20 protein-coding genes and 2 riboswitches are annotated in these 25,297 nt (G+C 69.7%); of the genes, 14 read left to right on the forward strand and 6 right to left on the reverse strand.

Annotated elements, in window-relative coordinates; genetic code table 11:
• Nucleotides 1–44: 44 nt before the first annotated feature.
• Nucleotides 45–2,141: a TonB-dependent receptor gene (locus tag BLQ43_RS05725; protein ID WP_176758542.1), complete on the forward strand. Its 2,097-nt coding sequence runs from the start codon at nucleotides 45–47 to the stop codon at nucleotides 2,139–2,141.
• 132 nt (nucleotides 2,142–2,273) lie between these two features.
• Here BLQ43_RS05725 and BLQ43_RS05730 read toward each other — a convergent pair whose 3' ends face one another.
• Nucleotides 2,274–2,843, reverse strand: a complete 570-nt coding sequence (locus BLQ43_RS05730) for a YqgE/AlgH family protein (RefSeq protein WP_090019187.1) — start codon at nucleotides 2,841–2,843, stop codon at nucleotides 2,274–2,276.
• Nucleotides 2,844–2,993: 150 nt separating this feature from the next.
• Here BLQ43_RS05730 and BLQ43_RS05735 point away from each other — a divergent pair, with 150 nt between their 5' ends.
• Nucleotides 2,994–5,135 (forward strand): protein-disulfide reductase DsbD family protein, encoded by a 2,142-nt coding sequence (locus BLQ43_RS05735; protein ID WP_090019188.1) that lies wholly within the window; start codon nucleotides 2,994–2,996, stop codon nucleotides 5,133–5,135.
• 64 nt (nucleotides 5,136–5,199) lie between these two features.
• Complete coding sequence (locus tag BLQ43_RS05740; RefSeq protein WP_437123472.1) at nucleotides 5,200–5,682, forward strand: peroxiredoxin; 483 nt, start codon at nucleotides 5,200–5,202, stop codon at nucleotides 5,680–5,682.
• A 28-nt stretch (nucleotides 5,683–5,710) separates the two neighbouring features.
• On the opposite strand, the gene rnhA is transcribed toward BLQ43_RS05740, so the two are convergent.
• From rnhA to ispH, 3 genes are all read right to left on the reverse strand, one after another.
• A complete protein-coding gene (gene rnhA / locus BLQ43_RS05745) occupies nucleotides 5,711–6,151 on the reverse strand; it encodes a ribonuclease HI (RefSeq protein ID WP_090019189.1) in 441 nt (146 codons plus the stop codon).
• 141 nt (nucleotides 6,152–6,292) lie between these two features.
• Nucleotides 6,293–7,255 (reverse strand): homoserine kinase, encoded by a 963-nt coding sequence (locus BLQ43_RS05750; protein ID WP_090019190.1) that lies wholly within the window; start codon nucleotides 7,253–7,255, stop codon nucleotides 6,293–6,295.
• Nucleotides 7,256–7,277: 22 nt separating this feature from the next.
• Nucleotides 7,278–8,279 (reverse strand): 4-hydroxy-3-methylbut-2-enyl diphosphate reductase, encoded by a 1,002-nt coding sequence (ispH, locus tag BLQ43_RS05755; RefSeq protein WP_090019191.1) that lies wholly within the window; start codon nucleotides 8,277–8,279, stop codon nucleotides 7,278–7,280.
• Between the two features lie 173 nt (nucleotides 8,280–8,452).
• Between ispH and BLQ43_RS05760 the strand changes: the two genes are divergently transcribed.
• The 5 genes from BLQ43_RS05760 to gcvP all read left to right on the forward strand — a co-directional run bounded on the left by BLQ43_RS05760 (nucleotide 8,453) and on the right by gcvP (nucleotide 14,693).
• Nucleotides 8,453–8,989 (forward strand): hypothetical protein, encoded by a 537-nt coding sequence (locus BLQ43_RS05760; RefSeq protein ID WP_090019192.1) that lies wholly within the window; start codon nucleotides 8,453–8,455, stop codon nucleotides 8,987–8,989.
• 289 nt (nucleotides 8,990–9,278) lie between these two features.
• Nucleotides 9,279–9,602: an alanine-zipper protein gene (locus BLQ43_RS14560; protein WP_176758543.1), complete on the forward strand. Its 324-nt coding sequence runs from the start codon at nucleotides 9,279–9,281 to the stop codon at nucleotides 9,600–9,602.
• Nucleotides 9,603–9,810: 208 nt separating this feature from the next.
• A riboswitch (glycine riboswitch) is annotated at nucleotides 9,811–9,906 on the forward strand.
• 1 nt (nucleotide 9,907) lies between these two features.
• Nucleotides 9,908–10,000, forward strand: a riboswitch (glycine riboswitch).
• A 74-nt stretch (nucleotides 10,001–10,074) separates the two neighbouring features.
• Nucleotides 10,075–11,229 (forward strand): glycine cleavage system aminomethyltransferase GcvT, encoded by a 1,155-nt coding sequence (gene gcvT, locus BLQ43_RS05770; RefSeq protein ID WP_090019194.1) that lies wholly within the window; start codon nucleotides 10,075–10,077, stop codon nucleotides 11,227–11,229.
• A 14-nt stretch (nucleotides 11,230–11,243) separates the two neighbouring features.
• Nucleotides 11,244–11,618, forward strand: a complete 375-nt coding sequence (gene gcvH / locus BLQ43_RS05775) for a glycine cleavage system protein GcvH (RefSeq protein ID WP_090019195.1) — start codon at nucleotides 11,244–11,246, stop codon at nucleotides 11,616–11,618.
• 177 nt (nucleotides 11,619–11,795) lie between these two features.
• Nucleotides 11,796–14,693, forward strand: coding sequence for an aminomethyl-transferring glycine dehydrogenase (gene gcvP, locus BLQ43_RS05780; RefSeq protein ID WP_090019196.1), 2,898 nt, complete (start codon nucleotides 11,796–11,798; stop codon nucleotides 14,691–14,693).
• A gap of 89 nt (nucleotides 14,694–14,782) precedes the next feature.
• Here gcvP and BLQ43_RS05785 read toward each other — a convergent pair whose 3' ends face one another.
• Complete coding sequence (locus tag BLQ43_RS05785) at nucleotides 14,783–15,331, reverse strand: adenine phosphoribosyltransferase (RefSeq protein ID WP_090019197.1); 549 nt, start codon at nucleotides 15,329–15,331, stop codon at nucleotides 14,783–14,785.
• A 788-nt stretch (nucleotides 15,332–16,119) separates the two neighbouring features.
• Between BLQ43_RS05785 and BLQ43_RS05790 the strand changes: the two genes are divergently transcribed.
• Entirely contained in the window at nucleotides 16,120–17,718 is a 1,599-nt protein-coding gene (locus tag BLQ43_RS05790; protein WP_090019198.1) for a hypothetical protein, read from the forward strand.
• Nucleotides 17,719–17,742: 24 nt separating this feature from the next.
• Here BLQ43_RS05790 and BLQ43_RS05795 read toward each other — a convergent pair whose 3' ends face one another.
• Complete coding sequence (locus BLQ43_RS05795) at nucleotides 17,743–18,750, reverse strand: GlxA family transcriptional regulator (RefSeq protein WP_090019199.1); 1,008 nt, start codon at nucleotides 18,748–18,750, stop codon at nucleotides 17,743–17,745.
• 332 nt (nucleotides 18,751–19,082) lie between these two features.
• Between BLQ43_RS05795 and BLQ43_RS05800 the strand changes: the two genes are divergently transcribed.
• The 5 genes from BLQ43_RS05800 (at nucleotide 19,083) to BLQ43_RS05820 (ending at nucleotide 25,282) form a co-directional block, all read left to right on the forward strand.
• Nucleotides 19,083–20,336, forward strand: a complete 1,254-nt coding sequence (locus BLQ43_RS05800; protein WP_090019200.1) for a sarcosine oxidase subunit beta family protein — start codon at nucleotides 19,083–19,085, stop codon at nucleotides 20,334–20,336.
• A 76-nt stretch (nucleotides 20,337–20,412) separates the two neighbouring features.
• Nucleotides 20,413–20,706 (forward strand): sarcosine oxidase subunit delta, encoded by a 294-nt coding sequence (locus BLQ43_RS05805; RefSeq protein ID WP_090019201.1) that lies wholly within the window; start codon nucleotides 20,413–20,415, stop codon nucleotides 20,704–20,706.
• A 205-nt stretch (nucleotides 20,707–20,911) separates the two neighbouring features.
• Nucleotides 20,912–23,926, forward strand: coding sequence for a sarcosine oxidase subunit alpha (locus BLQ43_RS05810; protein WP_090019202.1), 3,015 nt, complete (start codon nucleotides 20,912–20,914; stop codon nucleotides 23,924–23,926).
• Nucleotides 23,919–24,554 (forward strand): sarcosine oxidase subunit gamma, encoded by a 636-nt coding sequence (locus tag BLQ43_RS05815; RefSeq protein WP_090019203.1) that lies wholly within the window; start codon nucleotides 23,919–23,921, stop codon nucleotides 24,552–24,554. The genes BLQ43_RS05810 and BLQ43_RS05815 overlap by 8 nt, the downstream gene beginning before the upstream one ends.
• 215 nt (nucleotides 24,555–24,769) lie before the next feature.
• Nucleotides 24,770–25,282, forward strand: a complete 513-nt coding sequence (locus tag BLQ43_RS05820) for a DUF29 domain-containing protein (RefSeq protein ID WP_090019204.1) — start codon at nucleotides 24,770–24,772, stop codon at nucleotides 25,280–25,282.
• The last annotated feature ends 15 nt before the right edge of the window (nucleotides 25,283–25,297 follow it).

A 25,297-nucleotide genomic window follows, 5' to 3' on the forward strand; every position in this document is an offset into this window, starting at 1 on the left:
CGGCGCATCGCGCAACGACAACGGCACACACTCGGGGGTTTTCCATGAAGGATCGCGAGGGGGGTGCGCCCGCCCGGCTGGCGGCGCTCGTGCTCGCCGGCACAGCCGTGGCGGCCGGACCGGCGGGCGCCCAGACGAACCCCGACGAGGGCGGGACGGAGCTGGAGCCCGTCGTCGTTTCCACAACCCGTGTCGACACGCCCGTCTCCGACCTCACGCGTTCGGTGACGCGCATCGACCGCGAGCAGTTGCAGCAGCAGTCGCGCCTGGAACGCAACCTGGGCGACATCCTGGGCAGCCAGGTTCCGGGCATGGCGACGGGATTCCAGGGCCTGTCGAACTTTTCCCAGACGTTGCGGGGCCGCAACTTCCAGACCCTGCTCGACGGCGTTCCCCAGAACGCGCCGCTGCGCGCCACCAGCCGCCACCTTAACACCGCCTCGGTGGAAACCATCGAGCGCGTGGAGGTGATCCGCGGTGGCACGGCGGTCTACGGCTTCGGCGCGACCGGCGGGTTGGTGAACCTGATCACGCGCCGCCCCGAGAAGGGCGCCTTCAACGCCAACTCGTCGGCGGGCATCAGTTTTTCCACGCAGCATCCGGACGATTCCTTCCAGTACACCACGAGCCACGGCATCTCCGGCCGCAGCGGCCAAGTCGACTACGTGCTGCAGGGCAACTTCGCCAAGCGCGAGAGCTTTTTCGACGCGGACGGCGACCGCATCCCGCCGGACCCCTTCGCCAACCAGGGCGGGCTCGCGGAAAGCGATGAATACGACATCTTCGGCAAGCTCGGCTACACCTTCGGCGGCGGCGAGCAGCGCATCGAGCTGATGGCCAACCGTTTCGAGCTGAAGCAGTCGCCCGACTTCACCTTCGCAAACGGCGATCCCGCCGAGAACGAGGAGGCCGAAGCCGTTCCGGGCAGCATCAACACTGTCGATCCCGGCAACGAGATCACCACGATCGCCACGACCTATACCAACGACGAGATCCTGGGCAGTTCGCTCAAGGCGAAGGTGTATTACAACGACACCTCTTTCATCTTCCCCAAGTTCCCGGGCTTCACCCAGACCAAGGTGGAATCGGAAAAGTTCGGCAGCCGCACCACCGTGGAAACCCCCTTCGCGCTGGCGGGCGTCGACGCCACGGCCGTGTGGGGCGTCGACTTTCTGTACGACGAAACCACGCAGCCGGGGATCGACGGCCCCACCACGGTGCCGGAAATGGAGCAGGCTTCGGTGGCGGCGTTCGGTGAACTGGAAGTGCCCGTTGGTTCGTGGGGCCGGATTCGAGCGGGCCTGCGCCAGGAGCACATCGGCGTCGACATCGCGTCGGTCACGAACCGCCTGGGCCGGGACATCGATGCCGGTGATCTGACGTTCAACGAAACGCTCGTGAACGTCTCGGGCGTCGCGTTCGTGAGCCGGCGTGTCGAAGTCTTCGGCAGCTTCAGTCAGGGCTTCGCCGTGAACGACATCGGGCGCCTGGTTCAGAACAACCAGACCATCGACGGCGCCGGCGAGCTGTCGGACGAGGCCGAGAAGGTCGACAACTTCGAGCTGGGCGTGCGCGGGCGCACGCGCACCGCCGAAGCCTCCGTCGCGGCGTTCTACTCCAGCTCGGACAACGGCCGCACCTTCGACCAGGATCTGAACCTCGTCACCCAACCCGAGCGCATCTGGGGCGTGGAAGCGACGGCCGACTACGATCCCACGCGGCGCTGGGGTGTCGGCGGAACGGTCACCTGGCTGGAAGGCGAGGTGGACACCGACGATGACGATTCCTTCGAAAGCGACCTCCCCACCACGCGCATCCCGCCGCTCAAGCTGACCGCTCACGCCGAGTATTCGCCCGTCCGGTGGTGGGACATGCGCCTGCAAGGGCTGTTTTCGGGCGACCGCACCTCCGACGGCACCGGCTTCGGTCACGGTCCGGTCAACGACTTCACGGTTCTGAACCTGGTGTCCGCGTTCGACACCGGCTTCGGCCAGATCGACGTGGCCGTGAGCAACCTCTTGAACAACGACTTCTTCCCGGTTTCCAGCCAGGCCTCCGGCCGGGCGCCCAGCAATCGCCCGTCCACCTTCACGAAGGCCCCGGGGCGGCGCGTCTCGCTCACCTACAGCGTCGAGTGGTAGAGGGGGCGCGCCCCGTCAGCCGATCAACGGCCCGCGTCCCGACCACCGGGGCGCGGGCGCCGTCCGCTCGCGGCACGGATGGGCATTCGGCGGCTGGCCGGCGCGATGGGCCGCCGGGCGGTCGGGGCAAGCTTAGGCGTGGCCGGCGTGGCCGGACAGGCTGCTCGGGTCGAACCCGAGCTTGCCGATGGCGCGTTCCCACGTGCCGTCCGTTGCCGTGCCGAAGATCAGCTCCTCGTCGGCCGCGACGTTGAGCCAGCCGTTGGCCTGGATCTCCTGGTCCAGCTGGCCGGGGCCCCAGCCGGCGTACCCCAGCGCCAGCAGGTGGCGGCGGGGACCCTGGTAATGGGCGATGTCGCGCAGCACGTCGAGCGTGGCGGTGAGCGCCATTTCGTCCGTGACCTGCAGCGAGCCCTCCTGCACGTAGTCGGTGGAGTGCAGAACGAATCCCCGGCTGGTTTCCACGGGGCCGCCGAAGTGGATGCCGACGTCCGTGCGCGCGCCCTCGGTCTCGATGCCGACCTGATCCAGCAACTCGGCGAAGGTCAGCGCGTTGACCAGCTTGTTCACGATCAACCCCATGGCGCCCTCGTCGTTGTGGGCGCAGACATAGATGACCGCGCGTTCGAAGCGCGGATCGCCCATCGTGGGCATCGCGACGAGCAGCTGTCCGGTCAGCGAGGTGGCTTCCGTGTGCGCCATCTCGACCCCACCTTTATACACGCGGCGCGCGCAGCGCCGATGGGTTTGTGGCACGCTCACCAAGCCGTGAATCCGACGACGCTTGGCTGCATCCCATATAGGATGCTGACAGGTGCACGTTAACGCCCGGTTGGAGGCAACGCGATGCGGATGCCCGCTGTGCTCCCGGTTCTGGTTGCGGTTCTCGCCGCGCTGCTCGCTGTGACGGGCGACGCCCGCGCGGCGGCCAGCGATTGGGTTGAGAACGACCACGCCCGCGTGCGCCTCGTCGCGGCCTCCGAGAGCGTGGGCGGCGAGACGCTGCACCTCGGCCTGGAAATGGAGCTGGCGAAGGGCTGGAAAACCTACTGGCGCTCGCCCGGGGATGCGGGCTATCCGCCGCGCCTGGACTGGTCCGGCTCGGAGAACCTCGACTCGACGCGCCGCCACTGGCCCGTGCCGCACCGCTTCCAGCTCTTCGGCCTGCAGACCTTCGGCTACAAGGACCGCGTGATCCTGCCGGTCACGGCCACCGTCGCCGATCCGGGCGAGCCGGTGACGGTGAACGCGGCCGTCGACTACCTCGTCTGCGCCGACACCTGCATTCCCCACACCGCCGAGCTGAGCCTGACGCTGCCGCCCGGCGAGGGCGCGCCCAGCGACCACGCCCACGCCATCGACCGCTTCCGCGCGCGCGTGCCCGGCCTGGGCGCCGGGACGGGCATGGACGTGACGGCCGCGAAGCTCTCCGGCACGCGCGAGACGCCCGAGCTGACCGTGGCGGTGGCGGCGCAGCCGCCGTTGGAAAGCCCGGACGCCGTGGTCGAGGGGCTGGAGACGGTCGAATTCGGCCCGCCCGACGTGTCCATGGCGGAAGGCGGTGAACGCGCCGTCCTGCGCCTGCCGGCGAAGCGTGTCGAGAAAGGTGCGGAGCTGGCCGGCAAGCAGGTGACGCTCACCGTCTTCGACGGTGATCGCGGCCTGGAGCGCGAGGTCACGCTCGAACGCGGCGAGGTGCCCGTCGCGGCCGGCGGGGCTGGCGGGTCCGGGTCCGGCGCGGCCAGTAGCGGCAGCGGCCCCGGCGGCGGCGCGACGGCCGGCGAGTGGCTGGCGATGCTGGGGCTGGCGCTCGCGGGCGGGCTGATCCTCAACCTCATGCCCTGCGTGCTGCCGGTGCTGTCGCTGAAGGTGCTGTCCGTCGTGGGGCAGGGCGGCCGTGCGCCGGGTGCCGTGCGGGCGAGCTTCCTGGCCTCGGCGGCCGGGATCGTCGTCTCCTTCTGGGTGCTGGCCGCGGCGGCGGGCGCGCTCAAGGCCGCCGGCATGGCCGTGGGCTGGGGCATCCAGTTCCAGCAGCCGCTCTTCCTGGTGGCGATGGTGGTGATCGTGACCCTCTTCGCTGCCAACCTCGCCGGCTTTTTCGAGATCCGGCTTCCCGGCGCCGTGACCCAGCGCGCCGACGCCGCGGCGCGGAAAGAGGGGCATCTGGGTCACTTCCTCACGGGGGCGTTCGCCACGCTGCTGGCGACGCCGTGCTCCGCGCCCTTCCTGGGCACGGCCGTGGCCTTCGCGCTCTCGCGCGGCTGGCTGGAGATCGGCGCCATCTTCACCGCGCTCGGCGTGGGGCTGGCGCTGCCCTACCTGGCGGTGGCCGCTGTCCCCGGCGCGGCGACGCGCATGCCGCGGCCCGGCCGCTGGATGCTGCGCGTGAAGCAGGTGCTGGCCGTCGCGCTGGCGGCGACGGGTGTGTGGCTGCTTACCGTGCTGGCGGCGCAGGCGGGCACGGCGGCGGCCGTGGCCGTGGGCGGCGCCATGGTGCTCGCCACGGCGCTGCTGTGGGCGCGCCCGCACGTGCCCGGCGCGTGGCGGCGGGCCGTTCCGGTGGCCGTGCTGGCGCTGGCGGTCGCCGCCTTCGCGGCCCCCAGGGCGGTGGAGACGCGGCAGGCGGCGCAGCCGGCCGAGACGGGCGCGTGGCAGCCCCTCGACCGCGAGCGCATCGACGCGCTGGTGGATCAGGGCCAGACCGTCTTCGTCGACGTCACGGCCGAGTGGTGCATCACCTGCCAAGTGAACAAGGTCAACGTCATCAAGGCGGACGCCGTGCAGGCGCGTCTGGGCGCGGACAGCGTTACCCGCATGCGCGGCGACTGGACCTCGCGCAGCGACCGCATCGCCGACTATCTGGCCGATAACGGGCGCTACGGCATTCCGTTCAACGCCGTCTACGGCCCCAATGCGCCGGACGGCATCGTGCTGCCGGAACTGCTGACCCGGAGCGCGGTGCTGGACGCGATCGAGAAAGCCGGTCGCGGCTGACACGGCGGTGCGCGAGAGCTACGTTTCCGGCTGCGAACCCGAATACACCAAATTGGAGCCAATCATGATCCAGGTCGGGGACCGCCTGCCCACCGTGACCCTGCGCCGCATGGGGAACGAGGGCATCGAGGCCGTGACCACCGACGACTTCTTCGGCGGCCGGCGCGTGGCGCTGATCGGGGTGCCGGGGGCGTTCACGCCGAGTTGCTCGGCCCAGCATCTGCCCGGCTACGTCGAGCAGGCCGACGCCCTGAAGGCCAAGGGCGTGGACGAGGTCGCCTGCGTCGCCGTCAACGATCCCTTCGTCATGGCGGAGTGGGCCAAGGCCAAGGGCGCCGACGGCAAGGTGACGCTCCTGTCCGACGGCAACGGCGACTTCGCCGAGGCGACCGGGCTGGCGTTCGACGGCAGCGGCATCGGTCTGGGCACGCGCCTCAAGCGCTTCGCCATGGTCGTAGACGACGGCCGTGTGAGTTCGCTGCGCGTCGAGGACGACCCCGCCGCCGTCGAGGTCACGGCCGCGGAAAAGCTGATGGCGGACCTTTAGACGCCGAAACAGGGGCGCGGTGCCGTTGTCAGGCGGACGGCACCGCGTTTCGCGCCAACTCGTCGGCGCGTTCGTTTTCCGGGTGGCCGGCGTGGCCCCGGACCCATTCGAAGCTGACCTCGTGGCGCTGCATCGCGGCGTCCAGGCGCTGCCACAGCTCGGCGTTCTTCACCGGTTTCTTTGACGCCGTGCGCCAGCCGTTGCGGCGCCAGCGGTGGATCCAGTCGGTGATGCCCTGGCGCAGGTAGGTGCTGTCCGTCACCAGCCGGACGCGCGACGGCTTTTTGAGTTGTTCGAGCGCGGCGATCGCGGCCATCAACTCCATGCGGTTGTTGGTGGTTTCCCGCTCGCCGCCGGATAGCTCCTTCTCGCGCTCGCCCGACCGCAGCACCGCGCCCCAGCCGCCGGGGCCCGGGTTGCCCGAACACGCGCCGTCGGTGAAGATTTCCACCCGGGGAAGCTCGCTCATTCTTCGGTCCTGCGCTCGGGGAAACGGGTCAGGGCTCCTTCGACGAAGGTTTGTTCGCAAACCACCCCGAAGGGAGCCCTATCTTCTTGATAGACGGGTAAATTGTACGCCCAAGGTGACAACACCTTGAGCGAATTTACCCTAGGTCACGCCGTAGGCGCCGGGGCCGCGCACGCCGCGGTGAAAGCGCAGCTTGTGGATGTACTCGCGCGGGTCCTTGGGCGCAACGTAGGCGTCGGGCGGGTGGTTCAGCCAGTCGTACAGCCGGGTGAGCAGGAAGCGCAGGGCGCTCCCGCGCGCCAGCACCGGCAGCGCCTCGACCTCGCCGGGCTGGAAGGGCCGCACCTCGCCGTACGCGCTCAACAGCGCGCGCGCCTTCGTGGCGTTGAAGGCGTCGTCGGGCTCGAAGCACCACGCGTTGAGGCAGACCGCGAGATCGTAGGCGAAGAGGTCGTTGCAGGCGAAGTAGAAGTCGATGAAGCCCGACACCTCGTCGCCGCGGAAGAAGACGTTGTCGGGGAAGAGGTCGGCGTGGATCACGCCCTCGGGCAGGCCGCGCGGCCAGGCGCTTTGCAGCTCCGCCAGCTCGTCGCGCAGCTCGGCGTAGAGCCCCGGCGCCACCTCGTCGGCGCGCTCGCCCACGGCGTCCAGCAGCGCCGGCCAGCCGTCCACCGAGAGGTCGTTGGGCCGGTACATGGGGAAGTCCTGCCCGGCCAGGTGCATGCGCGCCAGCGCCCCGCCCAGCGAGCGGCAGTGGTGCGGCTGCACGCGCTTCACGCACAGCCCCTGGAGGAAGCTGACGATGGCCGCGGGCTTGCCGTTCAGCTCGTGCAGCGTCTCCCCGTCCGTGCCGCGGATGGGGGTGGGGCAGCGCACGCCGCGCGCGGCCAGATGCTCCATGAGGTTCAGGAAGTAGGGCAGGTCCTCACTGCGCACGCGCTTTTCGTAGATAGTGAGGATGTAGGTGCCCACGGTGGTCGAGAGCAGGAAGTTCGAGTTCTCGACCCCTTCCGCGATGCCCTTGCACGCGACAACCTCGCCGATGTCGTAATCGGCGAGGAAGGCCGCGAGGTCCGCGTCCGAAATTTCGGTGTAAACCGCCATGTTGTGCGCCGCCGGAACTGCCTCAGGCGGCGGCGTCGGCGAGCGCGCGCGGCAGCTTGAACTGCACGTCCTCCTGCGTGACGCGCACTTCCTCGACGCTGACGTCGAAGTGCTCGCGGCAGGCGGCGATCACCTCGTCCACCAGCAGCTCGGGCGCTGAGGCGCCGGCGGTGACGCCGATGGTCCGCACGCCGTTCAGGCGGCTCCAGTCCATCTGCTCGGCGCGCTGCACCATGAAGGAATCGCAGCCCTGCTTCTTCGCCACCTCGACGAGCCGCATGGAGTTGGAGGAGTTGGGCGCACCCACGACCACCATCGTCTCCACCTTGTCCGCGAGCGCCTTCACGGCGTGCTGGCGGTTGGTGGTGGCGTAGCAGATGTCCTCCTGCTTGGGCGCCGAGATCGTGGGGAAGCGCTCGCGCAGGGCGTTGATGACGTCCATCGTGTCGTCCAGCGACAGCGTCGTCTGGGTGACGAACGCCAAGCGCTCCGGGTCCTCGACCTCCAGCTGCCAGACCTCTTCCGGGTCCTGAACGAGCTTGATCGCGCCCTCGGGCAGCTGGCCGATCGTGCCCTCCACCTCGGGGTGACCGTCGTGGCCGATGAGGATGACGGTGTTGCCGTTCTTGTGTTGGCGCTCCGCCTCGCGGTGGACCTTGGAGACGAGCGGGCAGGTGGCGTCGATGTAGAACATCTCGCGCCGGTCGGCCTCGGCGGGGACCACCTTGGGCACGCCGTGGGCGGAGAAGATGATGGGCTTGTCGGCCGGCGCCTCGTTGAGGTCCTCGACGAAGACGGCGCCCTTGGCCTCCAGCTGCTCCACCACGTAGCGGTTGTGCACGATCTCGTGGCGCACGTAGACGGGAGCGCCGTACTTCTGCAGCGCCAGGTCCACGATGTCGATCGCGCGCTCCACCCCGGCGCAGAAGCCGCGCGGGCCGGCGAGGTAGATTTTCAGCGGCGGCTTTTCGCTTGCCTGACCGGTGTCGCTGTCAGCGGCGGGCGTGGACGGTGTCTCGCTCATCGCGGGCCATCGCTTGCTGGCGTTCTTGAATGGGGCGGCTGTCCGCACGAGCGAGCGCGCCGGCGGGGCACGCTCTTGTTCCGCGGACACCGCGACGGTACACCACAGGCCGCGATCCACAAAAGGGCCGAGCCCGCGCCCGCCCGGCGCCTTGGCCCGGAAGGCACGGTGTCATGGCCCCGCGCACGCGTCCCGTTCTCACCGCCGCGCTCGTGCTTGCCACCCTCGGCGTCGCCGGGTGTGCCAGCGATGCCCCGAAGGTGGCGTGCCCCGCCACGCAAACGGTGCCCAACGCCGGCACGCTGGTCGCCTTCACGGACGGCGAGCAGGTGCCCAGCGCGCGGCGATTCGCCGCCCGCATCGCCGGCATGAACGTCGCCTGCCAGCGCGTCGAAAGCGAACGCGGGGCGGCGCTGTCGTCGAAGCTCACGATCCGATTGCGGACCGAGAAGGGGCCGGCCCTGCAGTCGCCGCGGGTCGGATATCGCTACTTCGTCGCGGTGTTGAACCGCGAGGGCGACGTGGTGGCGCGCCGCGCCTTCCCCGTGAAGCTCGATTTCTCCGGCAATGCCACCACGTTGCGCACGACCGAGACGGTGACGCAGCGCGTCCCCCTTCCCGGGGAGGGCGCGGCCGGCGGCTACACCATTTACGCCGGCTTCGAACTGAGCGAGGCGCAACTTCGGTACAACCGCAACAACCCCGGGTGAGGGCTGGTGCGCGCGGCGCCGGTGTGAGACTCTTGTGACAGCTTTGCGGTTAGGCTTGCGCCGGATGGGCTTTTCGTGGCGCGATACCGGTTACGCGTGCGGTGTCGCGGCCGTCCGGGACGGGCCCGGCCGCCGACAGGGAACACCATCGCCAGCAGATGGCCGGCCGCCAGCGGATGGCCGGCAACCCGGCGAAATCGGGTTCCGGTTGAAGGAGGCCGAGGCAATCTCCCATACCGAGGATCCAACTTCCCGGGCCAATCACGAAGCAACGAGCAAGAGGACGACCATGAACGGGACATCCGGGCTGAAGAAGACGGCGGCGGTGGCGCTGCCGGTGCTGATGATCGCGGGCTGCACCCAGCTGTCCGCCGACGACCGCCAGCTCCTCAAGGAGGTGCAGCAGACCGCCGAGGAGGCCAAGCAGCAGTCGCAGCAAGCGGCGCAGAGCGCCGATCAGGCCGCACAGGAGGCCAGCGCGGCCCGTGAGGCGGCCGAAGAGGCCCAGGCGAGCGCGCAGGAGTCCGAGCGCAAGGCGACCCAGGCGGCGGCCGACGCCGAGGCCGCGCGCGAGAAGGCGGATCGGATGTTCCAGAAGTCCGTCAACAAGTAAGCATCGCGCCGGCGGCGCCGTCGTGGCGCCGCCGGCCGTCGCGCCGATCCGTTGCCGCCGGCCGGCCGTGCCTGCCGGCTTTTCGGCGTTTGCGCGCCCTGCTGCGCGCGGTGTTTGGAGGGTGAAGGGTGTTCCCAGGCGCGTGTTGACAGCACCCGGGCATGGCCTACCCTTCCCATTGCGGCATACCAAAGAGACACCGCCCGCGATGGCCGTTGCGGGAGAGTCCGGCGGTTCATCCCGTCGGCGCCGAAGGAGCAACCGCGCCCCGGAACCTCTCAGGCACACGGACCGCGACGGCCGGGCACTCTGGAGAAGGGATCGCAGTGCGGTCCCGCCGACGGCGTAAACCGCTGGCCGTGGCCGGTGGTGAATCGCTCAGGTCAACCGACAGAGGGGGCGGCAGGGACGATGCGTGCCAAGGCGCGCAGGCGCCCCTGCTTCCGTCCACGGCGCAGAGGACCTGAGCTCCATGGCCGACCGCGACGAGTCGTCATCCCTTCTTCAAACCCCGCTCAGCCACGTACACAAGGAGCTGGGCGCGCGCATGGTGCCCTTCGCCGGCTATGAAATGCCGGTGCAGTACCCCAGCGGCATCGTCAGCGAACACAATCACACCCGCGTGTCCGCGGGCCTCTTCGACATCTCCCACATGGGTCACATCGTGCTGCGGCTGGCGACGAGCGCGCCGGACGTGGCGCTGGAGCGCATCGTGCCGGGGGACATTGCGCACCTGCGGCGCGGGCGCATGCGCTACACCCTGCTGATGAGCGAGCAGGGCGGCATCCACGACGACCTCATGGTGGCGCGGCCGTCCACGCCGGACCTCTTCCTCGTGGTCAACGCCGCCACGAAGGCGCACGACGCCGAGATCCTGCGCCGCCACCTGGGCGAGGAGGTATCCGTGGAGCCGCAGGAGAACGCCGGCTTCCTGGCGCTCCAGGGGCCCAAGGCCGCGGACGTCATGGCGCGGCTGTGCCCGGGGGCGGCGGCTATGGACTTCATGGACGTCGCCCACCTGGAGGTGAACGGAGCGTCCGCGATCGTCAGCCGCTCCGGCTACACGGGCGAGGACGGCTTCGAGATCGCGCTGGCCTCGGCGGACACGGAAGCGGTGTTCCGCGCCCTGCTGGCGCACGAGGAGGTCGAGCCCGTCGGTCTGGGCGCGCGCGACACCCTGCGCCTGGAGGCCGGGCTGTGCCTCTACGGCCACGACATCGACACCACCACCACGCCCGTCGAGGCCGGGCTGAGCTGGACCATCGGCCGCCGCCGCCGCGAGGCCGGGGATTTCCTGGGCGCGGACGTGGTGCTCGACCAACTCGCCAACGGGCCGCCGCGCAAGCGCGTGGGGCTGCTGCCCGAGGGCCGCGCGCCCGTGCGCGAGGGCGCGGCGTTGTACGCGGGGGACGGAGGCGTCCACGTCGGCAGCGTCACCAGCGGCGGCTTCGGGCCCACCGTCAACCGCCCGGTCGCCATGGGCTACGTGGACCGGGCTCACAGCGCCTGGGGCACGGGCGTGACCGCCGACGTCCGGGGCCGCTCGCGGCCCTGCACCGTCGCCCGGCCGCGCTTCGTGCAGAACGGCGAACCCGCCATCGTCACCAGCAAACAGAACAAGAGCTGAAAGGGGAGCGCGTTATGAGCGAGATCCGCTACACCAAGGACCACGAGTGGGTGCGCGTCGAGGACGGCACCGGCACCGTCGGCATCACCCAGCACGCGCAGGAGCAACTCGGCGACATCGTCTTCGTGGAGCTGCCGGAGGCCGGCCAGGAGCTCAAGCAGGGCGACGAGATCGGCACGCTGGAATCCGTGAAGGCCGCCAGCGAGGTCTACGCGCCCGCCAGCGGCACGGTGCAGGCGGTGAACGAGGACCTGGCCGACGATCCCGCCCAGCTCAACAGCGACCCCTTCGGGGCGGGCTGGCTCTACACCTTCGCCATCAGCGACCGCGGCGAGATCGACGGCCTGATGGACGAGGCCCAGTACAAGGAATTCTGCGCGGAGGGCTGACCCTCGGGCGCGCCGGATCGTTTCGCCGTTCGGGCATGAGTCGGGGCCGCGTGCCGCCGCGTCCCCGGCGCGCACCGGCCCTCCGGCCGGTCCGTTACCGCCATGTCCGGACGCCTTTTCGCGGCGGGGCGCCGGGGTCGGGCGCTCTGCCTTCCAGACCCCACAAGGAGGTCGACCATGCCGAAGAAGCGTCGCCCGCTTTCCGAGCTGGAGCAGACCGCTGACTTCATTTCCCGCCACATCGGGCCGGACGAAAGCCAGAAGCGGCAAATGCTGCGCGCACTCAATCTGCCGTCCATGGACGCGCTGATCCAGCGCGCCGTGCCGGATTCCGTGCGCTCGCGCGGCGGCCTGCCGCTGGCCTCCACCCACACCGAGAAGGACGCGCTGGACTACATCCGCAAGATCTCCTCGGAAAACGATCTCAAGAAGTCCCTGATCGGGCTCGGCTACCACAACACCGTCACGCCCGCCGTGCTGCGCCGGCGCGTGCTGGAGAACCCGGGCTGGTACACGGCCTACACGCCCTATCAGCCCGAGATCGCGCAGGGCCGGCTGGAAGGGCTGGTCAACTTCCAGCAAATGATCATGGACCTGACCGGCATGGAGCTGGCCAACGCCTCGCTGCTGGACGAGGGGACGGCCGCAGCCGAGGCCATGACGCTCATCCGCCGGCAGACGAAGAAGAAGCAAAGCCAGCGTTTTCTGGTCGCCGACGACGTGCACCCGCAGACCATCGCGGTGATGCGCACGCGCGCGCGGCCCCTCGGGATCACCGTGGAAGTCGACGAGCCGCGCAACTTCGGGGACAAGGACGCCTTCGGCGTGCTCGTGCAGTACCCCGGTACCTACGGCGACGTCGAGGACCACAGCGAGGTCGTGAAGAAGATTCACGACAACGGCGGCCTGGTCGCCGTGGCGAGCGACCCGCTGGCGCTGACGCTGCTGACGCCGCCGGGCGAGTGGGGCGCCGACGTCGTGGTGGGCAACTCCCAGCGCTTCGGCGTGCCGATGGGCTACGGCGGGCCGCACGCCGCCTTCTTCGCCACGCACGAAAAGTACAAGCGCTCGGTGCCCGGGCGCATCATCGGGGTGTCGGTGGACGTCAACGGCAACCCCGCGATGCGCATGGCGCTGCAGACACGCGAGCAGCACATCCGCCGCGAGAAGGCCACGAGCAACATCTGCACGGCGCAGACGCTGCTGGCGAACATGGCCGCCTTCTACGCCTGCTGGCACGGGCCCGAGGGGCTGACCACGATCGCCACGCGCGTGCACCGCCTGACCGGCATCCTGGCGACGGGGCTGGAGCAGCTCGGCTTCGAGCTGGCCAACCACACCTTCTTCGACACCCTGACGATCAATGCCGGCGACGAGGCGGAGGCCATCCTCTACCGGGCGCGCGATCGCGGCTTCAACCTGCGCCTGATCGACAGCGAGCGCATCGGGGTGGCGCTGGACGAAACCGTCGAACGCTACGAGATCGAGGAGTTGTGGCGCGCCTTCGCCGGGCGCAACGAAATCGGCATGCGCGCGGCGGAGATGGATGCCGTGGCGTCGGACGGCATCCCCAACCGCCTCAAGCGCACCTCGGCGTTCCTCACCCACGAGGTGTTCAACTCCTATCACACCGAGACGGAGATGCTGCGCTACCTGCACCGGCTGGCGCGGCGCGACATCGCGCTCGACCGCTCGATGATCCCGCTCGGCTCGTGCACGATGAAGCTCAACGCCGCCAGCGAGATGGAGCCGATCTCCTGGCCGCGCTTCGCCAGCCTCCATCCCTTCGTTCCGCGCGAGCAGGCGCGCGGCTACATGCGCATGATCCGCGAGCTGGAGACGATGCTGGCGCGCCTGACCGGGTTCCACAGCGTCACGATGCAGCCGAACTCGGGCGCGCAGGGGGAGTACACCGGGCTGCTGATGATCCGCGCCTACCACGAAAGCCGCGGCGAGGCGCACCGCGACGTCGTGCTCATCCCCACCTCCGCGCACGGCACCAACCCCGCCAGCGCCAAGATGGCCGGGTGCGAGGTTCAGCTGGTGGACTGCGCGGAAAACGGCGACGTGGACCTGGACGACCTGAAAGCGAAGGCGGAGAAGCACAGCTCGCGCCTCGCCGGGCTGATGATCACCTATCCCTCCACGCACGGGGTGTTCGAGCAGGCCATCAGCGAGATCTGCGAGCTGATCCACAGCCACGGCGGGCAGGTCTACATGGACGGCGCGAACCTGAACGCGCTGCTCGGCGTGGCCTACCCGGCCGAGTTCGGCGCCGACGTGTGCCACTTCAATCTGCACAAGACCTTCTGCATTCCGCACGGCGGCGGCGGACCGGGTGTCGGCCCCGTGGGCGCGGCCAAGCACCTGGCGCCCTACATGCCCGGCCATCCCTTCGAGCCGTCGGTGGGCGGCGAGGACGCCATCGGCCCCGTGACCGCGACGCCCTGGGGCTCGGCGGGCATCCTGCCGATCTCGTGGATGTACATCACGCTGATGGGCGCCGAGGGGCTGCAGCAGGCCACGGAGACGGCCATCCTCAACGCCAACTACCTGGCCAAGCGGCTGAGCGAGGGCTATCCCATCCTCTACACCGGGGACACGGGCTTCGTCGCTCACGAGTGCATCGTGGACACGCGCGTGCTTCAGGACGAAGCCGGGATCACGGCGGACGACGTCGCCAAGCGGCTGATCGACTACGGCTTCCACGCGCCCACGATGTCCTGGCCCGTGCCCGGCACCTTCATGATCGAGCCCACGGAATCGGAGAACAAGGCGGAGATCGACCGCTTCTGCGACGCCATGCTCCGGATCCGCGAGGAGGCGCGGAAGGTCGCCAGCGGCGAGTGGCCGAGGGACGACAACCCGCTGGTCAACGCGCCGCACACGGAAGCCGGCGTGACGGCGGACACCTGGCCGCATCCCTACAGCCGCCGGGTGGCGGCCTATCCCGACCCCTCGCTCAAGGCGGACAACTACTTCCCGCCCGTGGCCCGCGTGGACAACGCGTACGGCGACAAGCACCTCGTGTGCAGCTGTCCGCCCGTCGAGGCGTACCGCGACGCGGCGGAGTAGGGCGGTCCGTCACCCGTCCTGGCGTCGATGCGTGCCGGCGGCCGATACGGTCGCCGGCACCTTTTTATTCGGGTGGAGCGTTGGCGGTCTCAGCCCGCGTCCGGGCCGAGCGAGGCGGTGTCGCCACTCGCAAAGCTCATCAGGCTGTGCACGGGCACATTCATCTTGTCGCGGCCCTGCAGGAAGGACAGCTCGATGAGGCAGGCGGCCGAGGGCACCTCGGCGCCCTGTTCGTGCAGCAGGTCGGTGGCGGCGCGCATCGTGCCGCCGGTGGCGAGCAGGTCGTCGAGCACGACGACGCGCTGGCCCGGCGTCACCGCGTCCTCCTGCATCTCGATGGCGTCCTCGCCGTACTCCAGCGCGTAGCTGTGCCGCACCGTGGGGCCGGGGAGCTTGCCCGGCTTGCGCAGCATGACGAAGCCCAGGTTCAGCCGGAGCGCCAGCGGCGCGGCCACGAGGAAGCCGCGGCTCTCGATCCCGGCCAGCACGTCGGGCTTGTGCGGCGCGACGCCGGCTTCCAGCTGGCGCACCGTCTCCTGCCACGCATCGGGGTGCGCCAGGAGTGTAGAGATGTCGTAGAAGAGGATTCCGGGCTTGGGGAAGTCCGGAACCCGGCGGATGTGGTCTTTCAGGTCCATGCCGCGCCCCCGCCTATCGGTTCGTCGCCGCGCGACTGTAGGGACACCGGGCGCGCGGTACAACGTGGCCGCGCGGCCGCCCGGGCGACACGAAGCCGTGCACGTCCTGGTCTTGCGAGCCGGACCGTCGGCTGTTTGTCTGGAATGGACAGTCAAACGCATTCGCCTGCGTTTTTTGCACCGCAAAAGCGTGTTGACACCCGAGATTGTTGCTGCCAAGTGTTAACACATTGCCGTGAACGCCCTTAACCCGAGTGGCATACCGACCGCGCGGTGCTCGTTAAGGCACGTTCAGGCACTCCTTCCTGAGAGACTTGGGCGGCCGGATTCCGGCCGCCTTTTTTCGCGTGCGGCAAAGCGCGCACGCGCGATCGTCCGGCCAGTCAGCCGCCCCGCCGCTTTGGGACAGGGTGTCGCACGGGATCGTTTAAACTTGAGTCTGAGTTCGCGTGGTGTTTGATTGGAATGCGCATTCCGCGCCGCGTGGCACGCCCCGCGTGGAATGCGTGGGTCCCGGGCGCGGCCCCGGGGTCCAGCCGCGTGACCCGCGCGGTCACGCAGCCGTGAACGCGCCCATGGAAGCCGGCCGGGAATCGAGCCGATCAGCCCGGCGCTTGCTTGCGGCACGTTCAGGCACTCCTTCCTGAGAGACTTGGGGCGGCCGGAGCCCGGCCGCCCCCTTTTTCCAAAGCCAGAACGGTGCGGCCCCGCAACATGGGATTGCGTCGCGGCCGGCGGGCTGGCAGCGCTCGCAAGATGGTTGTCCCATCGTCGCACCGCCCGAACCCATGATCGCGGATTCCCGCACGCTCGCCGATCACATGGAATTGGGCTTCGGCCGGCGCGAGTGGGCGGCGCCCGTCTGGACGGTGCTGCGCCGGCACGGGGAGGCCCTCCACGCCGGCTGGGTGGCGCCGGGACCGGTGCGGACGCAACTCGCCACCGTACTGGCGCTTCCGGCGGCGCGCGAGGCGACGACGCTGGAACTGGCGGCGCCGCGGGCGTGGGAAGCGTTCGACCCCGGTGCCGGCGACGCGTTTCCGCACCGCGATCGCGGCCTGTTCACCTACGGGTTCCGCGTCGGCGAGCAGCAGGTCCTCGTGCCGCCGACGCAAACGATCGCGACCAACCGGCCGCCGGCGAAGGTGCTGGACTCCCTGCTGGAGTCCCAGGAGCTCGCGCCGAAAACCGACCGCCACCGCGCCGGGGGCGCCAAGGCCGACGCCGATCAGGCCCTGCTGCGCCTGGACGGTGCAACCGATCCACCGGTGCAGCCGCTGTTCCGGGGCAACCGGGTGGTCGGGCTGGACAGCGTCACCGGCGACGAAGCGGCGGCGATGCTCGACCGCATGCTGGCGTGGGTGCACGCGAACGTGGCCGGGGATGGTGCACTGCCCTACACCTACTGGCCCAGCCGCGGCGAATGGTCCTCGGGCGACAACGTCATCCGCCAGCTTCTCGCAACGCTGGGGTTGATCCGCGCCGGCCGGGTGCCGGGCCGCGCGGCGACCGCCGAGCTGGCGCGGGCGAACCTGGCCCGGAACCTGCGCGCCTACCTCGTGGATTGCGGCGACCACGCCGCCATGGAATGCACCGGCAAGGGCAAGCTGGGCGCAACGGCGCTCGCCGCCCTGGCGATCCTGGAGCAGGAGGGAACGCACGGCCCGCACGCGGACGCCTTCGCCAAGCTGCGCGCCGGCGTGGACCGGCAGTGGCGCGAGGACGGCGGCTTCCAGACCTTCCTGTGGCCGGCCGAGCGCAACGACTGCCAGAACTTCTATCCGGGCGAGGCGCTGCTGTTCTACGCCGCGCTCCACCGGCACACGGGCGAGCCTGCCGTGCTGGAGCGCGCCCTGCGAAGCTTCCGCTGCTACCGCGCCTGGCACCGCCGGCATCCCAACCCGGCCTTCGTGCCCTGGCACGCGCAGGCGTGCGCGGCGCTCTACCACGCCACGGGCGACGACGAACTGCGGGCCTTCGTCGTCGAGATGACGGACTGGCTGGTGACGCTGCAGCAGTGGGGCGCGCCGCTGGCGCCCGACCTCTGGGGCCGCTTCCACGTGCCCGGCCGGCCCGACTACGGCCCGCCGCACGCCGCTTCCACCGGCGTCTACCTGGAAGGGCTGGCGACGGCGTACGCGCTCGCGCGGGACACCGGGGACACGGCGCGGGCGCAAACCTATCGCCTGGCCATCCGCCGGGGGCTGCGCAGCCTGCGCCAGCTGCAATTCGTGTCCGAGGTGGACACCTTCTACATCAGCAAGCCCGCCCGCGTGCTGGGCGCGCTGCGCACCGAGGCGTACGACAACACCGTGCGCCTGGACAACCTGGGCCACGCCCTGCTGGCGCTCACCAACCTGCCGAGCTGGGACACGGCCGAGCCGTGACCGCGGCCGGCGCGCAGGCGGTTGTCACCCGACCTCGTCGTCCAGTTCGCCGCCGGGCTCGCCGTGCGGCGGCAGGCCGCGTTCCTTGCGCGGGGTGCGGCCGAAGAAGTCGCGGTAGCACTTGGAGAAGTGCGAGGCGGAGACGAAGCCGCAGGCCAGCGCCACGTCGATCACCGACATGTTCGTCTGCACCAGCAGCAGGCGCGCCTTGTTGAGCCGCAGTTCCAGGTAGTAGCGCGCCGGCGAGCGGTGCAGGTACTTGCGGAACAGCCGCTCCAGCTGGCGCGTCGACAGCCCCGCCTTGCTCGCCAGCTCCGCGCGCGACAGCGGCTCCTCCAGGTGCTGCTCCATCAGCTCGATCACGGACAGCAGCTTGGGATGGCGCACGCCCAGGCGCGCGGGCAGGGAGATGCGCTGGTGGTCGTGGCGGTCGCGGATGCGCTCGTGCATGAACTGGTCGGCCACGCGCGCCGCCAGCTCGTGACCGTGCTGCATGGCGATGACGTTGAGCATCATGTCGATGCCCGCCGAGCCGCCGGCGCAGGTGAAGCGCTGGCGGTCGATCTCGAACAGCTCGGTGGTGACCTCGATGTCCGGGAACTCCTCGGCGAAGCCGGCCAGCTGCTCCCAGTGGATCGTGCAATGATAGCCGTCCAGCAGCCCGGCGCGGGCGAGCAGGTAGCTGCCGGTGCAGATCGCCCCGACGTCCGCGCCCGAGCGGTCCATGCGGCGCAGCCAGGAGATGAAGCTCCGGTCCACCGCGCGGTGCACGCCCTGGCCGCCGCAGATGGCGATCGTGGACAGCTGGCTCGCCTGCTCCAGGTCGCCGTCGGGCGTCAGGGCGATGTTGTTGGAGGCGGCCACGGGGTTGCCGTCCGGCGAGAACAGTGGCCAGCGGTACAGCGGCCGGTTCGCCAGGCGGTTGGCCAGGCGCATCGTCTCCACCGTGGAGGTGAAGGCGATCATGGAGAATCCGGGAACGAGAACGAACCCGATGGTCTGGGGCAGATCGCGCGGAACCGTGCCAAGCATGCCCTGTGCGGCCCTTCGTCGCTCCGTGATCCTTGGGGGAGTTGGTCGGCGCGGCGGAGTTTGGCACACTTCCGGGTGTGTCGCGATCTGAAATTTACGTGACGGAGATTCGCTAGCCGCCGGGGCCGCCATGGCGTGTTGTCGCGGTCTCTCCGGCGGGGCGCCTGGCTCCCCGAACCGCGCCCGCACGCGCGGTCGGGCGGGGTGGGCGGAAACCACCGGATCGGGGCGTGACAGCGTGGGCGAATCATCCCAAATCGGTCGGGTCGAGCGCCCACGTCCATCCATCCCCAGGGAAACGGTCCCAGGGCAACCGAGAGCGCCGAGGCGTCATGAAAGCTCGCTACTCGATCTGGTCCCTTCTGCGCAACGCCCTGAGCTACCACGAGAACTGGCCGGCGGCCTGGCGCAGCCCGGAACCCAAGCAGGAATACGACGCCGTCATCGTGGGCGGCGGCGGCCACGGGCTGGCGACGGCCTACTACATGGCCAAAGAGCACGGCATGACCAACATCGCCGTGCTGGAGCGCGGCTGGCTGGGCGGCGGCAACACGGGCCGCAACACCACGATCGTGCGCTCCAACTACATGTGGGACGAGAGCGCCGCGCTCTACGAGCACTCCCTCAAGCTGTGGGAGACGATGTCGAAGGAGCTGAACTTCAACGTGATGTTCAGCCAGCGCGGCGTGCTCAACCTCGCGCACACGCAGAACGAGGTGCGCGTCACCAAGCGCCGCATCAACTCCAACCGGCTCAACAACATCGACAGCGTGTGGCTGGAGCCGGAAGAGGTGAAGAAGTGGGTGCCGGCCATCGACCTGCTGGGCAACGGCCGCTACCCGGTGCTCGGCGGCTCGCTGCAGTTCCGCGGCGGCGTCGCCCGCCACGACGCGGTGGCCTGGGGCTACGCCCGCGCGGCCGACGCGCTGGGCGTGGACATCATCCAGCAGTGCGCCGTCGAGGGCTTCGACATCGAGGACGGCCAGGTCACGGGCGTGCGCACCACGAAGGGCACGATCAAGACCAAGCGCGTCGGGCTGGTCGTCGCCGGCCACGCGGGCGTGCTGGCGGACATGGCCGGCTTCAAGCTGCCCATCAACTCGCGCCCGCTGTCCGCGCTGGTCAGCGAGCCCATGAAGCCGTGCTTCCACACCACGGTCATGGCCGGGCAGGTGCACGCCTACTGCAGCCAGTCCGACAAGGGCGAGCTGGTCATCGGCGCCGGCGCCGACCCCTACAACAGCTATTCGCAGTGGGGCAGCAACCCGGTCACCGAGGACACCGTGGCCGCGATCTGCGAACTGTATCCCATCTTCCGGCGCGTGCGCATGCTGCGCCAGTGGGGCGGCGTGGTCGACATCGCGCCGGACGCCAGCCCGATCATGGGGACCTCGCCCGTGCGCGGGATCTACCTGAACGTCGGCTGGGGCACCGGCGGCTTCAAGTGCACGCCGGGCTCGGGCAACGTCTTCGCCGACACCATGGCCAACGACCGCCCCTCGCCGATCGCCGCGCCCTTCCGGTTGGACCGCTTCCAGACCGGCGGCGTCATCGACGAGCACGCGGCGGCGGGCGTGGCCCACTGACGCGTCACCGCGCCATCCACCGCATCCAGGTGCCAATCCACCCGGTTGACCACCGGCGACCAGACGAGAGGCAGGCATGCTGCTCATCCCGTGCCCGTACTGCGGCGAGCGCTCGGAAAACGAGTTCGGCTACGGCGGCGAGGCGCACAAGGTGCGCCCGGAAAACCCGGAGCAGCTCTCCGACGCCGATTGGAACGACTACGTCTTCCTGCAGAAGAACACCAAGGGCACCTACTACGAACGCTGGGTGCACAGTCACGGCTGCCGCCGCTGGTTCAACGTCGCGCGCGACACCCTGACGAACGAGGTGCTGGCGGTGTATCCCATGGGCGAGCAGCCGCCCGAGGTGGAGCAGCGCAAATACATCTAGGGTAAATTCGGTCAAGGCGGTCTCGCCTTGGGCGTAAAATTTACCCATCGATCAAGGGGGTAGGGGGCTTTCGGCTAGGGTTGCGAACGAGCCGGCGTCGAAAGACCCCGGGCGTCGGTGGCGACCGCCGCGGCGCTTCCCCCGAACGCCATCCGATCCGCACACGCAGGCGCTTTCGCTCAAGCAGGAACAGGGACGTACAACGATGGCCCAGCGCTACCGCCTGGACCGCGGCGGCCGGATCGATCGTGCGCGGCCGCTCACGTTCACCTTCAACGGCCAGACCTACGAAGGCTACGCCGGCGACACGCTCGCCTCGGCGCTGATCGCGAACGGCGTTCACCTGATCGGCCGCAGCTTCAAGTATCACCGCCCGCGCGGGCACTTCTCCGCCGGCGCGGAGGAGCCGGTGGTGATCCAGCTCGGCGAGGGCGCCTACACCATCCCGGACGTGCGCGCCACGCAGGCCGAGCTGCACCAGAACCTCGCGGCCAAGTCGGTGCACGCCTGGCCGACGGTCAACTTCGACCTCTACGCGGTGAACCAGTACGCGTCGAAGCTGCTGCCGGCCGGGTTCTACTACAAGACCTTCATGTGGCCGCAGGGCGCGTGGCACTTTTACGAGAAGCGCATCCGCGAGGCCGCGGGCCTGGGCGAGGCGCCGGACGAGCCGGACCCCGACTTCTACGACAAGCGCTACGCCCACGCCGACGTGCTCGTCGCGGGCGGCGGCCCCGCCGGCATCGCCTCGGCGCTGGCCGCTTCGCGCGCCGGGGCCCGCGTCATCCTGGCCGACGAGCAGTTCGAGTTCGGCGGCTCGCTGCTCTCCCGCCACCACGAGATCGACGGCAAGCCGGGCACCGACTGGGTGGCCGAGGCCGTCCGCGAGCTGGAGGCCAACCCCGAGGTGCGCGTCATGCCGCGCACGCTGGTCTTCGGCTACTACGACCACAACTGGGTCAACATGCTGGAAAGCCTGACGGACCACCTCGCGGAAAAGCCGCGGGACGTGCCCCGTCAGCGCTTCTGGAAGGTGCGCGCGCGGCAGGTGGTGCTCGCCCAAGGCGCTATCGAGCGGCCCCTGGTCTACCTGGACAACGACCGCCCCGGCACGATGCTGGCGAGCGCGGTGCAGACCTACGTCAACCGCTACGCCGTCAAGCCGGGCAACAAGGCGGTCGTCCACACCAACAACGACAGCGCCTACGCCGCCGCACTGGACATGAAGGCCGCCGGCATCGAGATCGCGGCCGTCATCGACCAGCGCAAGCAGCCCAGCGGGCCCAACACCGAGAAGGCGCGCGGCGCCGGCATCGAGGTCTACGCCGGCCACGGCATCATCGGCACCGAGGGCGGCAAGCACGTCCGCAAGGTCAAGGCCGCGCCGCTCAGCCCCGACGGCTCGCGCGTCGACGGCACACCGGTCGAGTTCGACTGCGACCTCGTGGCCGTGTCGGGCGGCTGGACGCCGTCGGTGCACCTGCACAGCCAGGCGCGCGGCAAGCTGGTCCACGACGCGGAGATCGGCGCGCCCGTGCCGGGTGAGCCGCTCCAGGCCAACCGCTCCGCCGGCGCCTGCAACGGCACGATGGGCCTGAAGAGCGTGCTCGCCGAGGGCTTCAAGAAGGGCGCCGAGGCCGCGGGCGCGCTGGGCTTCGAGGCCGGAACGCAGCCCGCGCCCGAGGCGGACGACAGCGACTTCCGCCCGGCGCGCTGGGTGTGGCTGACGCCCTCCACCAAGCCGGTGGGCCACGGCGGCAAGCACTTCGTCGACCTGCAGAACGATGTGACGGCGCAGGACCTCTACCTGGCGCTGCGCGAGGGCTACCACTCCATCGAGCACGTCAAGCGCTACACGACGTGCGGCATGGGCACGGACCAGGGCAAGACATCCAACATCAACGCCCTGCACATCGTCGCGAACGCCCGCAACATGGAGCCGCAGGAGGTGGGCACCACCACCTACCGGCCGCCCTACACGCCGGTCACCTTCGGCGCCTGGGCGGGGCGCGACTACGGCGAGTTCTTCGACCCCGTGCGCAAGACGCCCATGCACTCCTGGCACGAGCAGGCCGGCGCGGTGTTCGAGAACGTCGGCATGTGGAAGCGCCCGTGGTACTTCCCCAAGGCCGGGGAGACGATGCACGAGGCCGTGTACCGCGAGTGCCGGCAGACGCGCGAGTCCATCGGCATGCTCGACGCCACCACGCTCGGCCGCATCGACATCCAGGGCAAGGACGCCGTCACCTTCCTCAACCGCGTCTACACCAACGGGTGGAAGACGCTGAAGCCGGGGCACTGCCGCTACGGCGTGATGTGCCGCGAGGACGGCATGGTCCTGGACGACGGCGTGACGATGTGCCTCGGGGAGAACCACTACCTCATGCACACCACGACCGGCGGCGCCGGCGGCGTGCTCGCGCACCTGGAGGAGTACCTCCAGACCGAGTGGCCGGATCTGGACGTCTACCTGACCACGGTGACGGAGCAGTACGCCACCGCGGCCATCGCCGGCCCCAACGCGCGCAAGCTGCTGGCCGAGCTGACGGACGACATCGACGTCTCGAAGGACGCCTTCCCCTTCATGACCTGGCGCGAGGGCCACGTCGCGGGCATGTGGGCGCGCGTGGCGCGCGTCTCCTTCTCCGGCGACATCAGCTTCGAGATCAACGTCGAGGCCCACAACGGCCTGCACCTCTGGCAGACGCTCATGACCGCGGGGGAGAAGTACAACATCTGCCCCTACGGCACCGAGACGATGCACGTACTGCGTGCGGAGAAGGGCTTCATCATCGTCGGCCAGGAAACCGACGGCACGGTCACGCCCTACGATCTGGGCATGGACAAGCTGGTGTCCTCGAAGAAGGACTTCGTCGGCAAGCGCTCGCTGCAGCGCCCCGACATCCTGGACCCCAACCGCAAGCAGCTGGTCGCGGTGCTGCCGGACGATCCCAGCGAGGTGCTGGAAGAGGGCGCGCAGTTGGTGGAGACGGTCAAGGACGAGCCGCCCATGGACATGGTCGGCAACGTGACCTCCAGCTACCTCAGCCCGAACCTGGACCCGGACAAGCCGCGGTCCTTCGCCCTGGCGACGGTCTACGGCGGCCGGCACAAGCACGGCCAGAAGGTCTACGCGCCCATGGGCGACAAGACGATTTCCTGCACGATCACCGATCCCTTCAGTCTCTACGATCCAGAGGGAGTGCGTCTCCGTGGCTGATCTCGAAACCCGGCAGAGCCCGCTCGCCCACCTCGGGCTGGCGGGCAAGGCCCAGGAGAGCCTCGGCGATGCCGGGGTGGGCCTGTGGGAGCCGCCCTACCGCCAGTTCATCGACATCCGCTGCGAGCTGGACAAGAACCCGGCCGCGCGCGACGCCTTCAAGACCGCCATGGGCTTCGCCCTGCCGGAGACGCCGAACACCGCCAACGGGAACGGCTCGGCGGACGCGCTCTGGCTCGGCCCCAACGAGTGGCTGCTCATGATCCACGACAGCCGCGATGGCGCCGCGCGCAGCGAGTACGTCCCCAAGCTGCGCGAGGCGTTCAAGGACATCGTCGCGGCCGTGGTGGACGTCTCGCACGCCCAGGCGCTCATCGGCGCCACCGGGCCGATGCTGCGCGAGACGCTGGAGCGCGCGGTGCCCATCGACATGCACCCGCGCACCTTCCCGGCCGGCCAGGTGAAGCAGACGCTGTTCGGCCGCCACTGCGGCGTGACCATCCACGTGCGCGACGACACGCCGACGATGGACATCATCACCCGCCGCAGCTTCGCCGACTACGTCTGGACCTACCTGGAAGACTGCGCCCGCGGCGCCGTGACGCGGTGTGTGACCCTCCAAAGATGATCTTTGGACCAAGAATGATTCTTGGAACCCTGTGTCATCCGGTGTCTGGAGACACGACCGAACCGTCCGCTACGGTCTAGGGTAAGGGTGGCGCCTTCAGCGGGAACGAAGATCAGCCCCAGCCGTCGGCCGGCTGGGGCTCTTCGTATGTCCATGCCGGGCAATGTCTGTGGTGCGATGCCGTTCAATGGTACGCTCGGGTCGGAGGTTCGGCCATGGCGCTGCTGGCAAACGACGATCTCTACGAGCGCGATTTCCATGCCTGGACGCAGGACCAGGCGGCGCGGCTGCGTGCCCTGGGCCGCGACAACCGTTTCGACGTCGCCCACGTCGCCGAGGAGATCGAGGACTTGGGCAAGCGCGAACGCCGCGACCTCGAAAGCCACCTTCATCAACTCCTGCGCCACCTGATCAAGCTGGCCTGGAGTGGCGCCGACGAACCCCGCCCCGGTTGGCGCCGGGAAGTGCGCGACCACCATCGCGCCGCGCTGCGCACGCTGCGGGACTCGCCGGGGTTGCGCCAGAAGATCGACCTCGCGGCCATCTGGGCCGCCGCCCGCGCCGACGCGAACGCGGACCTGAGCGATTACGGCGAGGCGCCGTATCCCGATACGCTCGCGTGCCCGTTCGCTACGGACGACGTGCTGGGCGACGTGCTGGACCCCGGCGACGCCGTTGCCACGCTCGTTCGCGCGGGCACTTCGCAAGCTGGCGACGCTGGCACGTAAGGTTTTCCCCGGCCT

Source organism: Limimonas halophila, from assembly GCF_900100655.1.
GTDB lineage: Bacteria > Pseudomonadota > Alphaproteobacteria > Kiloniellales > Rhodovibrionaceae > Limimonas > Limimonas halophila.

Coding starts and splice junctions, on each gene's coding strand:
- BLQ43_RS05725 (WP_176758542.1), top strand. CDS start 45: ATGAAGGATCGCGAGGGGGGTGCGCCCGCCCGGCTGGCGGCGCTCGTG.
- BLQ43_RS05730 (WP_090019187.1), bottom strand. CDS start 2,843: ATGGCGCACACGGAAGCCACCTCGCTGACCGGACAGCTGCTCGTCGCG.
- BLQ43_RS05735 (WP_090019188.1), top strand. CDS start 2,994: ATGCCCGCTGTGCTCCCGGTTCTGGTTGCGGTTCTCGCCGCGCTGCTC.
- BLQ43_RS05740 (WP_437123472.1), top strand. CDS start 5,200: ATGATCCAGGTCGGGGACCGCCTGCCCACCGTGACCCTGCGCCGCATG.
- rnhA (WP_090019189.1), bottom strand. CDS start 6,151: ATGAGCGAGCTTCCCCGGGTGGAAATCTTCACCGACGGCGCGTGTTCG.
- BLQ43_RS05750 (WP_090019190.1), bottom strand. CDS start 7,255: ATGGCGGTTTACACCGAAATTTCGGACGCGGACCTCGCGGCCTTCCTC.
- ispH (WP_090019191.1), bottom strand. CDS start 8,279: ATGAGCGAGACACCGTCCACGCCCGCCGCTGACAGCGACACCGGTCAG.
- BLQ43_RS05760 (WP_090019192.1), top strand. CDS start 8,453: ATGGCCCCGCGCACGCGTCCCGTTCTCACCGCCGCGCTCGTGCTTGCC.
- BLQ43_RS14560 (WP_176758543.1), top strand. CDS start 9,279: ATGAACGGGACATCCGGGCTGAAGAAGACGGCGGCGGTGGCGCTGCCG.
- gcvT (WP_090019194.1), top strand. CDS start 10,075: ATGGCCGACCGCGACGAGTCGTCATCCCTTCTTCAAACCCCGCTCAGC.
- gcvH (WP_090019195.1), top strand. CDS start 11,244: ATGAGCGAGATCCGCTACACCAAGGACCACGAGTGGGTGCGCGTCGAG.
- gcvP (WP_090019196.1), top strand. CDS start 11,796: ATGCCGAAGAAGCGTCGCCCGCTTTCCGAGCTGGAGCAGACCGCTGAC.
- BLQ43_RS05785 (WP_090019197.1), bottom strand. CDS start 15,331: ATGGACCTGAAAGACCACATCCGCCGGGTTCCGGACTTCCCCAAGCCC.
- BLQ43_RS05790 (WP_090019198.1), top strand. CDS start 16,120: ATGATCGCGGATTCCCGCACGCTCGCCGATCACATGGAATTGGGCTTC.
- BLQ43_RS05795 (WP_090019199.1), bottom strand. CDS start 18,750: ATGCTTGGCACGGTTCCGCGCGATCTGCCCCAGACCATCGGGTTCGTT.
- BLQ43_RS05800 (WP_090019200.1), top strand. CDS start 19,083: ATGAAAGCTCGCTACTCGATCTGGTCCCTTCTGCGCAACGCCCTGAGC.
- BLQ43_RS05805 (WP_090019201.1), top strand. CDS start 20,413: ATGCTGCTCATCCCGTGCCCGTACTGCGGCGAGCGCTCGGAAAACGAG.
- BLQ43_RS05810 (WP_090019202.1), top strand. CDS start 20,912: ATGGCCCAGCGCTACCGCCTGGACCGCGGCGGCCGGATCGATCGTGCG.
- BLQ43_RS05820 (WP_090019204.1), top strand. CDS start 24,770: ATGGCGCTGCTGGCAAACGACGATCTCTACGAGCGCGATTTCCATGCC.